At 70.2% G+C, this 13,835-nt stretch carries 6 protein-coding genes and 2 pseudogenes; 3 read left to right on the top strand and 5 right to left on the bottom strand.

What is annotated here, in order from left to right:
- Positions 1-352 precede the first annotated feature (352 nt).
- Positions 353-2,251, bottom strand: coding sequence for a hypothetical protein (locus AC0VY3_RS19925; protein ID WP_475550193.1), 1,899 nt, complete (start codon positions 2,249-2,251; stop codon positions 353-355).
- Positions 2,252-2,727: 476 nt separating this feature from the next.
- Between AC0VY3_RS19925 and AC0VY3_RS19920 the strand changes: the two genes are divergently transcribed.
- On the top strand, positions 2,728-7,749 hold the full coding sequence (locus tag AC0VY3_RS19920; RefSeq protein WP_475550192.1) for an amino acid adenylation domain-containing protein: 5,022 nt from the start codon (positions 2,728-2,730) through the stop codon (positions 7,747-7,749).
- 69 nt (positions 7,750-7,818) lie between these two features.
- On the opposite strand, the gene AC0VY3_RS19915 is transcribed toward AC0VY3_RS19920, so the two are convergent.
- From AC0VY3_RS19915 to AC0VY3_RS19905, 3 genes are read right to left on the bottom strand one after another with little or no spacing between them, the layout of a single operon-like run.
- A complete protein-coding gene (locus AC0VY3_RS19915) occupies positions 7,819-9,594 on the bottom strand; it encodes an ABC transporter ATP-binding protein (RefSeq protein ID WP_475550191.1) in 1,776 nt (591 codons plus the stop codon).
- Positions 9,591-11,270: an ABC transporter ATP-binding protein gene (locus AC0VY3_RS19910; RefSeq protein ID WP_103509820.1), complete on the bottom strand. Its 1,680-nt coding sequence runs from the start codon at positions 11,268-11,270 to the stop codon at positions 9,591-9,593. The genes AC0VY3_RS19915 and AC0VY3_RS19910 overlap by 4 nt, the downstream gene beginning before the upstream one ends.
- Positions 11,260-11,847 (bottom strand): GNAT family N-acetyltransferase, encoded by a 588-nt coding sequence (locus tag AC0VY3_RS19905; protein WP_103509821.1) that lies wholly within the window; start codon positions 11,845-11,847, stop codon positions 11,260-11,262. Before AC0VY3_RS19905 ends, AC0VY3_RS19910 begins: the two co-directional genes overlap by 11 nt.
- 181 nt (positions 11,848-12,028) lie before the next feature.
- Between AC0VY3_RS19905 and AC0VY3_RS19900 the strand changes: the two are divergent.
- Positions 12,029-12,280: pseudogene (locus AC0VY3_RS19900) on the top strand (SCO4225 family membrane protein); the annotation flags it as partial.
- A gap of 87 nt (positions 12,281-12,367) precedes the next feature.
- Positions 12,368-12,581 (top strand): annotated as a pseudogene (locus tag AC0VY3_RS19895) (Tn3 family transposase); the annotation flags it as partial.
- A 141-nt stretch (positions 12,582-12,722) separates the two neighbouring features.
- Here the strand turns inward: AC0VY3_RS19895 and AC0VY3_RS19890 are convergent.
- Positions 12,723-13,577 (bottom strand): methyltransferase domain-containing protein, encoded by an 855-nt coding sequence (locus tag AC0VY3_RS19890; protein ID WP_103509822.1) that lies wholly within the window; start codon positions 13,575-13,577, stop codon positions 12,723-12,725.
- Between the last annotated feature and the right edge of the window lie 258 nt (positions 13,578-13,835).

Here is a 13,835-nt window from a genome sequence, read left to right as displayed (position 1 = left end):
TTCCGTGAGTCGAAAGGAGGGTGGAACTCTGCAAGGAGAATCCTTGCATGTTGTCGCGCTCATGTCATCCCCCTCTTTTCTTGCGGAGGTGACGAAATCTTGGCTTGCCCGGACAGTGGGTTCGGTAGGGCTGGGCAGGGCTGAATTTCCAGTGGGTTCGGCGCGTTCCCACAAGGGTGGTCGTATATGTGTGAGGCGGGGAGAAGGCGAAAGGAGCGGGAGGTCTCACCCTGTCGACTTTCTCAGCCGCTTGGTCCGCCTTCGACCGGCCCGGCCACGAAAGGTCGGGGAATGGGGTCAGGCCGGTCGATTTCTCGGCTGAACAACTCTGGTAAGAGAAGCGCTGATGGGCTCAGGAGAGCCGCAGGATGACCGGACTCATCAGGTGGACGCCGTCGAGAAGGGCGATGACGAACCCCGAGTGGACATCGGGGCGCGCTCCTTGGGACGGCAGTGCCAGGGAGGCGGTGAAGGTGTGGGAACCTCCGGGCGGGACGGTGACCGCCTCGCTGTGCCACACCGGCAGCACGGGAGGGTCGTAGAAGGCGCGGAACGCCATGCCCACCGCACCGCGCACCGTGCGGTCACCGGTGTTGGTGATGGTCCGGGTAAGGGTGCCGGGCGCGGCCCGGTCGGCGTCGGTGTCCACGCGTCCGCCGATGAAGAGAGTGGGCTCACCCTCCTCGGTGGACCACCAGACATCGCCGCACCGGCGGCACTGCAGGGTCTGGACGGTCAGCCGGTGGTCCACGGCGTGCCGCAGTACGAGGTGCTGTCCCCGGTCGGTCCCGCAGCTGGTGCAGGGCACGTCGCGGCGCGCCATCCGCTGGAAGGCGGGAGAGGCGTCGCCGAGGAAATCTGCTCCGTCCCGTTGGATCATGGCTGCGGTCCGGGCGATCAACTCCTCCTGGAGGACGGCGATCTCGTCGTCCAGAACGCTCACGTCCTCGCCGAGTCCGGGACGGTCCGGCTCCTCCGCCAGGGCGCGGACGCGAGCGCGCGCCGCCCGCAGCGGTTCCTCGTCGATGTCGACCTCCAGCCACGCTAGCCGCTCGCAGCCGGGGATCACGGAGTCGTGCAGGTAGTGCAGCCTCTCCAGGGCCGATGCGGTGGTCGCAGTCTGCTCCGGATCGGGGTGCCCGCCGTTGTAGCGGAGTACGAGCCCGGGATCCCCCGCCAGCCCGAACACCGCAAGACCACCGCGCGCGCCGTCCTGGCCGCTGTTCATCTCCGCGACGATCTCACCCAGCGGCAGCCCGGCGCGCAGCCCGCGGTCGAGCAGTTGCTCGGCGCCGGGCTCGGCGTTGTGCGAGCCCATGCCGCCGATGACCGCGACGGCGGTTCCTTCGAGGAAGCCCCCTCCGATACCCACCGCCTCCGGATAGGGACTGACACCGGCGGACACGGCGCCGCAGCTCTGCGAGAAGACGAGGACCGCGTGCAGATCGGCGGCCCGGACGCGCTGTCCTTCCTCCAGGTCGGCCCGGAAGCAGCCCTCGCCGCGGAGGCAGGAAGGGATGCGCAGGTCGGCGGGGAGGGGGCGTTCGGGGACGAGCGGTCCCGGAGCGGTGGCGGCACCGGGGAGTGACGGCAGGCCCAGGAAGCCGGCACCCTCGTCCGTCCGCCCGCAGATCACCCCATCGGGCAGGCCGACGCTGCACTCGCGGCCGTGGAGGTGGTACGTGACGAGCTGGTGCCGTGTCCCGTAGAGGGCGTCCAGCTCGTCCATTTCGACCGCGTCGGCCGACAGGTCGTCGCTGTGGAAGGAGTTGGTCACGACGAAGGCGCCAGGGCTGGAGCGGTGCTCGGGAACCAGGCTGCGGTACACCAGACAGACCAGCGACGCGGGGGTTCGGGCGCTCACCACGCCGGCCCGCGGGTTGCGAGCTCCCGGCCAGTCCCCGGCGTTCTCCAGCTCGTCCGCCAGGGCGACCACGGCGACCGGCCCGCTGTGCTCCCCGACTGTACGCACGACTTCCCCGACGGGAACGTGGAGATGCGGCCGCCCCGTCGCGATGGCGAGCAGCCGCCCACAGGCACGCCCCACCTCTCCGCCCGTCGACACCACGGATCCGACCCGTGGCGTCGTCACCACCCCGGGTAACGCGCCGTCGTCGAGAGAGAGGAAGCGCGTCAGCGAGCTGCCCGCCAACAGGGGGAAGGGGTCCCCCTGTTTCCAGGTCAGCGCCGCCTCGACCAGGTCTTCCTCGGACGTGAACACACATGTGTTCGGGCCGGCTTTGCCTAACATCCAGTTACTCCTCGCTCAGGGTGAGGACTTTCTCGTGCCGCCGCCCGAGAGCGGACGCCGGCGTCCGGGGTGGAGAGGAGCTCTGGCCGCCGATCCCGGACTCGGCGGTCAGAGAGGGATTTCGCACGCGGTCGTCCCGTGGTCTGACGCGGTCTCGTGAAAGGCGGCGGAGAGCCACCTTCCAGTCATCGTCACTTCCCCACCGACCGGTGGGTCAATCTCACCAATCACGCTCAACACAACACCTGTACAACGTTGTTGAGCGAGGAGGTTCGAGCACCCTGGCACACCGCAGATCGGCTGTCCAGGGTGCCCCGGACGTGAGAGAACGGCATGGTGAGCGCTTTTCGGTCGGCCTCGGCGAACCCTCGTCGGCCACCCCGGGATCCGGCTAACATCCCGCACCGAGAACCCCCGGCGAACCCCGGCCGTCCGTGCCGAACGGGGTGCCGGCGCCTCCGGAGAAAGGACCGCACATGGCGGGAAAGAGCCGATCCCTCATCGCGGAGATCTTCTCCGAACAGGTCGCCGCGCGGGCGGACCATCTCGCCGTGCTCTGCGAGGGACGCCGACTGACCTATGCCCGACTCGACCAGGAATCCGATCTGATCGCAGCGCGTCTGGCGGAGCACGGGGTCGGGGACGGCGACATCGTGGGCATCGCCCTGCGGCGGTCGGAACTGTGTGCCGTGGTCTGGCTGGCGGTCGCGAAGGTCAACGGTGTGTGCCTCTGGCTGGATCCCGACTACCCGGCCGATCGGCTCGCCTTCATGATCGAGGACGCGGCGCCCTCGGTCCTGGTCATCGCACCGGACGCCGACGGGACGACGCGTGAGCCGGCCGTAGGCCTGCGCACCGTGGCCGTCGAGCCGGCCTCCGGCGACGCCGGACCGCTCGCCCCGGACACCGCCCGCTCCCTTCCTCCGCGACGGACCGCCCCTGCGCAGAGCGCGGCCTACGTGATCTACACATCCGGAACGACCGGACGCCCCAAAGGGACGATCCTCACGTCCACCGGACTGCGAAGCCTGCTGGCCACCGCGGTTCAGGGGTTCGGCGCGGGTCGGGACAGCCGGGTCCTGCAGTTCACGTCGATGAGCTTCGACGTGGCCTTCCTGGAGATGTCCATGGCTCTTCTGCTCGGTGGAACTCTCGTCGTGGTCCCCGGTGAACGCCGGGTGGCCGAAGCGGCCTTCCTCGAACTGCTCCGCGAACAGCGCATCACCCATGCGGCGTTGCCGCCGGCCTTCCTCGAACTGCTCCCGGAGGAAGGCCCTCTGCCCGATGGCCTCACCATCATGACGGGTGCCGACAAGGTGCCGCTGGCCCTGGCCGGCCGCTGGGCACGGCGGGCCAGAGTCGTCGCGTGCTACGGCCTCACCGAGGCCACCGTCAACTCCACCCTCTGGGACTACGACGCCTCCTGGGACGGAGCGGTCGCACCTCTCGGCACCGAGGACCCCGGCACGGTCGTTCACCTCCTCAACGACTCCTTGCGACCGGTCCCCGCGGGGCAGCGGGGAGAGCTGTACCTCGGCGGTGACGGACTGGCCCGAGGCTATCTGCACCGCCCGGCCCTGACAGCCGAGCGTTTCGTTGCCGACCCCTACGGCGCTCCCGGTGCGCGGATGTACCGCACCGGGGACCGGGCCGTCCGCCACGGCAACGGCGTCCTGGAGTTTCTCGGCCGGGTCGACGGCCAACTGAAGATCCGCGGCCACCGCATCGAGCCGACCGACGTGGAGTCCGTCCTGCTGCGTCATCCCTCGGTCGCCCAGGCCGTCGTCACCTCCCACGACGACACCGCGGGTGGCGCGGAGTTGGCGGCGTACGTCGTGCCGGCCGAAGGAGCGGAGATCGACGCCCGGGAGCTGCGTCGTCATGTGGCCCGGACGGTGCCCGCCTACATGGTGCCCAGCCTCCTGGTCCCGGTGTCAGGTCTGGCGACGCTGCCGAGCGGCAAGCTCGACCGGCGCAGCGTCCTCCGGACGGCCGCGGCTCAGCTGCCCGCCGATGCCGGTGAGGCCGATGAGGAGGCTCTGCGGCAGTTGCTTTCGGCCGTGCTCGGCTGCGACGAGGAGGAGTTCGACGATGGATTCGACTTCGTCGCGCTCGGAGGCCACTCGCTGACGGCCATGCGGCTCGCCACCGAGTGCCGGCGGCTGTTCGGGCGCGAACCGGCGATGCGGGACGTCTTCGCCGCCCGCGGGGTACGCGACCTCCTGGACCGTCTCACCAGCAGTGGTCCGGACCGGCCGCGGCCCGGTCAACGAGGGAGCGAACCTTTCCTCCTCTCCTACGAGCAGGAAAGGCTCTGGCTGCTGGAGGCCCTGTCGGGCGGCGGCACGCACTACCACGTGCCCTGGGCCTGGCAGGTGCACGGCGACCTGGACCTGGAAGCTCTGCGCGGCGCGCTGGAGGATCTGGCCGCCTGCCACGACATCCTGCGCACCCGCTTCCCGGTCGTGCACGGTACCCCGCGACAGGAGATCCTTCCGCCGCAGGGGTACACCCCGGACTACGCCGTTGTTCCCGTCGACGGACAGGACCTGACCGCCGCGCTGGCGGAAGCCGCCCGGGAGTCCTTCGACCTGGAGGCCCGGCCCCCGTACCGCGTCCGCGTTCTCACTGCATCTGACACCCCGCCGACGGTCCTGTTCTGCCTGCACCACATGGTCGTCGACGACTGGTCCGTCGACCGGCTGGCGATGCAGCTTGCGCAGGCATACGCGGCCCGGCTCGATCCGGGGCTCGCACCCCCGGCCCGCCCAGCGCTCCAGTTCGCGGACTTCAGTGCCTGGCAGCGGCGCGTGCACGACGCCCCCACGGGAGGCCCCGAGAGCGGTGGTGTGGGTTTTTGGCGGGGGTTTTTGCGTGGTGTGCCGGTGGAGTCGGGGGTGCCGTTGGATCGGGTGCGGCCTGATGTGCCGGTGGTGCGGGGGGAGAGGTTCGTCCGGCGGTGGTCGGGTGGGCGTCATGCGGGGGTGCGGGGGTTGGCGCGGGGTGTGGGGTCGAGTGTGTACATGGTGGTGCATGCGGCGTTGGTGGCGGTGTTGGCGGAGTCGGGGGCGGGTTCGGATGTGGTGGTGGGGTGTCCGGTGTCGACGCGTCGGGGGGAGGGGTTGGAGGAGGTTGTCGGGTTTTTCGTGAATACGGTTGCTTTGCGGTGTGATGTTGGTGGTGGTGTGTCGTTCGGTGAGTTGTTGGTGCGGGTGAGGGATGCGGATCTGGCCGCGTTCGATCGGGGTGATGTGCCGTTCAATCGTGTGGTGGAGGCGGTCAATCCGCCGCGGCATCCGAGTCGCAACCCGCTCTTCCAGGTTCTCCTCGCCCAACAGCACCACGTGGGCCGCGCCCCCAGCCTCGGAGGCGCGCCCGGTACCGCCCTCCCGGTCAGCACCGGCAAGGCCATCTTCGACATGGCTGTCGACTTCAGTGAACTTCCTGGTGGGGGGATGGAGTTGACGGTGGAGTTCGGTTCGGAGGTGTTGGACCGTTCGACGGTCGAGGCGGTGGTGGACGGGATGGAGAGGTTGCTGGACGGTGCGGTGGCGGGGGAGGAGCGGGTGATCCGCGCGGTCGAGCGGGTTCCGTCGGTGAGCGAGCGTGTGTCCGAGGCGGAGTCGGCCGTGGTGGCGGGTGAGGAGACGGTCGCCGTGTTGCGGAGACTGTATTCCGAGGTGCTGGACCAGCCCGAAGTCCGGGACGAGGACAGCTTCTTCGACCTCGGCGGCCACTCCCTCACCGCCATGCGCCTCATCAACGCCATCGAACGTGAACTGGGCGTACGTCCCCGGGTCGCCGCCCTCTTCGGCCACCCGACGCCGGCCGGTCTGGCGGGCCACCTCCCGGCCGATCCGTCCGCCCCGCCGGAGCTCGGCGGCCCTGAGCCCGGCCAGGGGCCGGCGCCGCTCTCGTACGAGCAGGAGCGGCTCTGGATCCTTGAGGCGATGTCCGGCGTCGGCACGCTCTACCACGTGCCGTGGGCATGGCGGACCCGTGGCTCGCTCGATACGGCCGCGCTGCGCGGGGCGATGGAGGATCTGATCACCAACCACGCGATCCTGCGTACCCGGTTTCCCCAAGTGGACGGCGTCCCCGTGCAGGATGTCCTCACCCCCGGCCGTTCGCCGCTGGACTTCGCCGAACTCTCGACCGACGAGGAGAAGGTGGCGGACGCGGTGGCCGCCGCTGCCCGGGCGACCTTCCGCCTGGAGGACGAACCTCCTGTCCGTGTCAGGGTGTTCACGATCCGGGACGACGACCATGTGATTCTGATGTGCCTGCACCACATGATCACCGACGACCGGTCGATGCTGCGGCTCGCCACGGAACTGTCCGGGGCGTACGCGGCCCGGCTGCGAGGCGGCCCGGTGCTGAGCGGCCCTGCCGACCCGCAGTTCGCGGACTACACCCGATGGCAGCGCCGCACGTCGCGGAGCGAGCCGGATTCCGGTGGTGTGGGTTTTTGGCGGGGGTTTTTGCGTGGTGTGCCGGTGGAGTCGGGGGTGCCGTTGGATCGGGTGCGGCCTGATGTGCCGGTGGTGCGGGGGGAGAGGTTCGTCCGGCGGTGGTCGGGTGGGCGTCATGCGGGGGTGCGGGGGTTGGCGCGGGGTGTGGGGTCGAGTGTGTACATGGTGGTGCATGCGGCGTTGGTGGCGGTGTTGGCGGAGTCGGGGGCGGGTTCGGATGTGGTGGTGGGGTGTCCGGTGTCGACGCGTCGGGGGGAGGGGTTGGAGGAGGTTGTCGGGTTTTTCGTGAATACGGTTGCTTTGCGGTGTGATGTTGGTGGTGGTGTGTCGTTCGGTGAGTTGTTGGTGCGGGTGAGGGATGCGGATCTGGCCGCGTTCGATCGGGGTGATGTGCCGTTCAATCGTGTGGTGGAGGCGGTCAATCCGCCGCGGCATCCGAGTCGTAACCCGCTCTTCCAGGTTCTCCTCGCCCAACAGCACCACACGAGACTGGTTCCCGACCTCGGCGGGGAAGCGGTCAGCATGCCGTTTCCCGTCGCCTCCGGCGAAGCCGCCTTCGACCTCGCGATTGCCTTCAGTGAACTTCCTGGTGGGGGGATGGAGATGACGGTGGAGTTCGGTTCGGAGGTGTTGGACCGTTCGACCGTCGAGGCGGTGGTGGACGGGATGGAGAGGTTGCTGGACGGTGCGGTGGCGGGGGAGGAGCGGGTGATCCGCGCGGTCGAGCGGGTTCCGTCGGTGAGCGAGCGTGTGTCCGAGGCGGAGTCGGCCGTGGTGGCGGGTGAGGAGACGGTCGCCGTGTTGCGGAGACTGTATTCCGAGGTGCTGGACCAGCCCGAAGTCCGGGACGAGGACAGCTTCTTCGACCTCGGCGGCCACTCCCTCACCGCCATGCGCCTCATCGCGCGCGTCAAGGAGCACTTCGGCGTACGCGTTCCCGTGCGGACCTTGATGAAGAAGCCGAGGCTCATGTCGCTGGCCGGCGAGATCGAGTCCCGAGCCCACGGCGACGTCAAGCACGGCTGAGCGGGTACGGGGCCCCGTGGGTGGGTCCGTGAGGTGAGCCCGTGAGGTGGGCCCATCCCGCCTGCCGCCTCAGGGGCCGCCGCGCCCGGCGGGGGACCGAGAAGCCTGCCAGGTGGACCACAGCTCGGCGTAGAGACCGCCGTCCCGCAGCAACTCGTCGTGCGTGCCGAACGCGGCCACCCGGCCTTCGTCGAGGACCAGGACCCGGTCGGCGGCGCGGGCGTCGCTGAGCCGGTGCGCGACGACGATACCCGTACGTCCTTTGAGCGCGGCGTCGACGGCGGCGTTCACCGCCGCCCGGTCCCCGCCGTAGCTCTCGGCGGTGGGCTCATCGAGAACAGCCAGGGGAGGATCCGCGAGCACCAGCCGAGCCAGGGCAAGTTGCTGCCGCTGGACGGAGGACAGCGTCCGTCCGCTCCGCCCGACCACCGTGTCCAGGCCCTCGGGCAGCTCCAGGGCCCAGCCCACCGCACCCACCTGGGCCAGTGCGGCGGTCAGCGCGGCTTCGTCGGCGTCGGGTCGGGCGATCGAGAGGTTGTCCCGGACCGAACCGGCGAAGACATGGCTTTCCTGGGTGACCAGCCCTGTTGCCCTCGGGTCGAGCCGCTGGACGGGCACCCCGCCCAGCCTCACACTGCCGCGGCTTGGCGTGTGCATCCCCGTGACGATCCCCACGACCGTCGACTTCCCCGCACCACTGGGCCCGACGATCGCAACGCGTTCACCCGGCTGGACCCGGAACGACACGTCCCGGACCGCCGGTCGGCCGTCCCCGTAGCCGAACTCCAGACCGCACACCGTCAGCCCACCGTCGCTCGGCATCGCACGACCGGAGCGTGCCGCGTCCTCGATTCCTCCCGCGGGGGACCCGACGATGCCGGCCAGCCGCGCCAGGGCGGCCCCGGCGCACTGCACCTCGTCCAGCAGATAGAGCAGCGTCCCGACCGGTTCGAAGACCCGCATCAGCAGCAGCACCGCTGCCGAGGCCGCGCCGAGCGACAGCGATCCCGCCCGCACCAGTGCCGAGGCGGTCAGCAACACCGCCAACAGGCCCAACAGTTCCGCCCCGTTGAGGTGGAGCGAAAACCGAATCCGGGTCACGCAGGTTCGCAGAGCCGCCGTTGACCACGCCTGGGACCGCTCCTCGATCCGGCTACGGTGAATCTCCTCCAGTCGCAGGGCGCGGAGCGTACGAGCACCCGAGATTCCGGTCAGCAAGAACTGACTCAACCGTGCCTCGGCCGTGCGCTCATGGGCGTACTGCGGTCCCGAGCGGCGCAGGTAGATCCGGGTGGCCACCGCCCAGACCGGTAGTGGCAGCGCGCCCGCGACGGCCAGGCGCCAGTCCAGCGCCAGCAGCCCGAAGCCGGTGACCAGGAGCGTCAGCAGCGCGGAGAGGAAGGCGGGCAGTGCCCCCCGGGCCACGTCGGAGGCGACTCCCACGTCCCCGACGGTCCGGCTGAGCACGGTGCCCCGTCCCACCCGCTCCACCGTGGGCAACGGCAGGCCCAGCACCACACCGAGGGCACGCTCGCGCACCCGGCCCAGCACGTTCTCGCAGACCAGGGCGGTGCGGCCGGTGCCGACCGCGGCGAGGACAGCGCCGACCGCTGTCACGACGAGCGCTCCGACGGCGGCCGGCCCGAGCGGACTGCGGCCGCCCGAACCGGTGACCATGTCCACGATCCGCCCGACCAGCAGGGGCACGACCAGCACCGATGCCGAACTCAGCGCCAGGCAGACCACCGCGGTCCAGGCCGCACCGGCTTGACCCCGGCCGCACTCCCGCACCACCTGCCAGGTCGTCTTCACTCCCGCGGTCGGCAGTTCCTCGGTACCGCTCACAGGAACACCGCCGCGGCGTAGGCCGGGTGGCGCGACAGCTCTGCGTGCGTACCCGCGAACCCGACCCGCCCACTGTCGAGCAGCACCACCCGGTCGCAGCCGGCGAGCACCGCCGGACTGCTCGTCAGCAGCAGGGTGGTGCGCCCGGCGCGGGCCCGGTGGATGCCGAGCGAGACCCGGTGTTCGGTTGCCGCGTCGGTGGCGCTGAGCGGATCGGCGAGCACCAGTACCGGCGCGTCGGTGGCCAAGGCGCGGGCGAGCACCACCCGTTGGCGCTGGCCGCCGGAGAGGGAGCGGCCCCGCTCCGTGATCTCGGTGCCGAGACCGTCCGGAAGGGCCCGAGCCACCTCGTCGACGGCGGCCGCCCGGATCGAGCGGGTGGAACGGTGGGCGGCATCCTGACCGGACGCGATGTTCTCCAGAACGGAGCCGGGGAACAGCTCGGCGTCGTGCCGGCTCACGGCCACCCGTTCCCGGGCGGCGACCAGCGGCATCTCGCACAGTTCCACGCCGTCCAGCAGCACGCTCCCCTCGTAAGGGCTCTCCCGCGCCAGCAGGCTGAGCAGAGCGTCGCTCTCCCCGTCCGTCCGGGACACGATGCCGACACGGGAGCCGGCCGGGACATCCAGGTCGAGCCCGCGCAGCGGCCCGCTCCGCACCCCTCTCAGGCGCAGCGCCCCCGGACCGGGCGCCGGAGGCGTCAGCGGCCCGTCGGGCACCCGGGCGGGTGCGTTCAGCACCTCGTCGATCGCGGTACGGGAGGAGGACGCGCGGGCGACCAGCGTTCCCATGGAGGTGAGCCGTTCCAGGGCGGTGGCGATCACCTGCACCAACCCCACGGCCCCCACCAGACTGCCGATCGTCATGGTTCCGTCCAGCACGGCAGCACCGCCGAACCAGATCACCCCCACCATGAGCAGCCCCGAAGCCGCCGCGTTGACGGCCCGGTAGGCGCTCTCCCAGCGGATGGCCGCCACCCTGGCCTCCACGGCGTCCCGGCTCAGCCGCCGGTAGCGCTCCATGCTCTCGGCCTCGGCATGGAAACCCTTGAGCGTACGCAAGCCGGTGAGCTGGTCCTCGGCGTGTGCTCCGATGTCCAGCAGGCCGCCGCGTTCCGCGTCGATCCGGGCGACCAGCCGACGGGACAGCAGCCGGGAGAGCGCGAGCGTCGTCCCGATCCCGGCGGCCAGCAGCCCGGCGAGTGCCGGGGACACCGTCAGCAGGGCCGTGAAGCCGACCACCATCGAGACGAGAGCGGGGACGACGGTGCCGGCCACGGTCGCCAGTTCCGCCCGTTGCCTGGTGTCCCGGAGGACCAGGGTGGTCAGCCCGCCGTCGCCGTGCCCATGGGCGGCGAAGCCGTGTGGCGACAGGATGCGCCGCACCAGCGCGATCCGCAGGCCATGGGCCCACGCCAGCTCCGCGGCGTAGTTCAGCCCGCTGCCCAGCGCCCCGGCCAACGCTGTCAGCACGAACACCGCGGCGAGGGTGACACACCACCACAGGAGCACGGACGGACTCTCACCCAACGCGGTGTCGATCGCGGCGCCGACCAGCAGAGGCACCAGCACGCCCCCGGACTGGTGAAGGGCCAGGAGGACGCTGCTGACCGCAATCCGGGCCGACTGCCCCTCAGCCGTGATGCGCTGTGGCAGGCCGCCGGTATCACTCCGCACGGCGTGACTCCCCTGCCTGGCCGGGGCCCGTCACCATCGGGGCCCGCGAGCGGGAGCACACATGCAAAGCCGCCTTCTTGTGCGGCAGTTGAACCGTCCTGACCAGAGCCATCCCCGCCCGCTCCATTACCGTGCGGCAGGCGAGATTGCGTACGTCCGGCTCGGCCGCGACGCATCCGGCCTCGGGCCAGCACCGGAACAGGGTCTGCACGAGGTCGCCTACGAAGGCGGTTCCCAGACCTCGGCCGATCAGGTTGTCGTCGGTGATCGCTATGTGGAAGCCCAGATCATGACGGCCCCACGCGTGGAACGCGGCGATGTTCGAATCCAAGGGCCGGTACACTTCGATATAGGCGAACTGCCTTCCTTCGTAGGTGATCCGAAACGGTCCGCCTCCGTCCCCTCCGTGCAGTCGGCGTAACTCCTCCCTCCAGCGCTCAGGCGACCATGGCTGGTGCCACGTCCTCTCCAGATGCTCCTGTCTCATCCAACGGGACACCAGGTGACCCTCCTCGGGGGAGCCGCTGAGCGGGTACGCGGCCCAGGGCGCCGGCAGATCCAGTCGGTTGGCGATCACGGCTATCCACTCCTGATCGTGTGTCCTTTTCGGATATCACGCAGACAAGCTTGAGCAGGCCGCAAAGTTTCGATCAAGAGGGAGACCCTGTCAAGAAAGCACTGGAACGACCGGATCAGGACAGCCCTCTTCCGGCACTGGTGGGAATCGGCCGACACATTCCGATGACGCATCACGTGGAGTGTGTCGCCATCCTCGAACCGGCCGCGAAGGGCTCCCGAACTGCGGTTCTGCCCAGATCAGTCACCACGCCGGGCATTCCGGTATCCCGAGGAGAACAGTCACCCGAGACGCCGGCTTCGCCGGAATGTGGGCCATCCTGGTCACCGCACCGACCTCGATGCCGTTCCTCGTCGCCGGCCCCGTCGGACTGATGGGCATTCCCATCGGTGCCATCGTCCAGGCCGCCGTGCTCGGAGCCCTGTACCGCCACTTCACCGAACAGCGAGAACGGCGTCAGCAACGCCTGACCTCCCGACAGTTCCTCAGGTCCAGAGCCAGGGACCGACGCCATCCGGCCCGCGACGGGCGCCCGACGCCGCTGGGGGGTGTTCGCGGAGTACGGGCGGATCGCCAGGACCGAGCACCTGCTGCGGGTGGTGGACCCGGTGGCCGACACCTACCGCCGACAGATGAACCGGCAGCTCACCGTGCAGGAGCCCCACCACAAACTGGCGAGGGACGTGTGCCACGGAGAGTGCGGCACCGTCCACCAGGCCTACCGCGACGGGATTGTCGCTCCGGTGTGTTCTTTACGGCGGCTGCTGGAGACGTACCGAGGGCAGGAACCGCCGTCGAGCACATGCCGTCGAGTACCCGCAGCGCCGGACACCCTGACGTGCGATGCCGGGTCGGCAGCCGCACCTGGGAGGTGTTCAGCGCGCGGAGACCGTGTACGCGGGGAGCGGGCGATTGCCGCGCGGCTTGGCGACGGCCCGGAGAACGTCGGTCTGGCTCACGACGAGCTGCCGCAGCGGCTCGGGCAGCGCGGCCATACGCTCCTGCGTCGTGGTCAGGGCGTGGCAGGCGGCGATCTCCCAGTCGCCGTCCTGCAGGTCTTCGGTGTCGACGGGTCGACACCCGTCCGCCGTCCAGCCGGCCTCCGGCAGAAGCCGCAGCAGCACCTCGCGGGAGAAGGGTGTGCGGACGTTGCCCCGGCCGTGCGACCCCGCGGCCTCGATCTGCCCCTGGACCAGCACGGCGAGGAGGTGCGCCAGCTGGTCGGGGGACGCGGGGGTCAAGTCCCATTCGGTGAACCACAGGCGGCGCGCCCACGGCCGTACCCGGGCGAGTGTGTCGCGCAGCTGTGCAAGCGAGGCGAAGTACCAGGAGCAGTGTGCGAGCACCACATGGTCGAAGGCGCTTTCGGGGAACGCCACCGATGAGTCGAGCACGTCGGTGGTGAAGCGGAAGTCGATGCGAGGCCCGAGCGGGCCGGCCGCGAGCCGGGCTGCCGATTCTCCGAGGGTGACAGGCGCCCCGTAGGAGGGTTCAGCCACGTCGGTGGCCACCACGCGCCCGGTGGGTCCCACCGCTTCTGCTAGGACAGCGGTCATGTCGCCTTGACCGCAGCCGAGTTCGAGGACGGTCGAGCCGGGCGTGATGTCCCAGCTCGCCACGAGCGCTGCGCGGTGGCGCGTCTGGGACAGCTGGACGCCCGGGCTGTGATCGGCGGCGGCCATGCAGGCCGCGAGGGAGGGAGCCTTGGCGCGCAGATCGGAGTGATTCACAGAGTCCTTCGTGATGCTCGACGGGTCGGGTACGCGGGCAGAAGCAGATTCTCGACGCCCCGACAGGCCGGAGCAAGCGATAACCGATACGCGCTGCCCGGCACGAGACCCCTCGACGCGCGGTGCCGGCGCATCACGATCCACAGCTGGACCCCTGGCCGCACGGCCTCGTGCCTCGTGCCCTCCTCGTTGTCACTGGTGCCGTCTAGAGTTTTTCCCACTCGTCACGGTGCGTCGCCGTCGACGGGATTCATCAGC

This window comes from Streptomyces sp. iso_384 (assembly GCF_056172905.1).
The sequence above is the reverse complement of the archived record's forward strand: the minus strand, read 5'-3'. Positions and strand labels throughout refer to the sequence as shown.

What these genes read in the sequence shown, in the direction of transcription:
- AC0VY3_RS19920 (WP_475550192.1), top strand. Translation starts at nt 2,728, where the DNA reads ATGGCGGGAAAGAGCCGATCCCTCATCGCGGAGATCTTCTCCGAACAG.
- AC0VY3_RS19925 (WP_475550193.1), bottom strand. Translation starts at nt 2,251, where the DNA reads ATGTTAGGCAAAGCCGGCCCGAACACATGTGTGTTCACGTCCGAGGAA.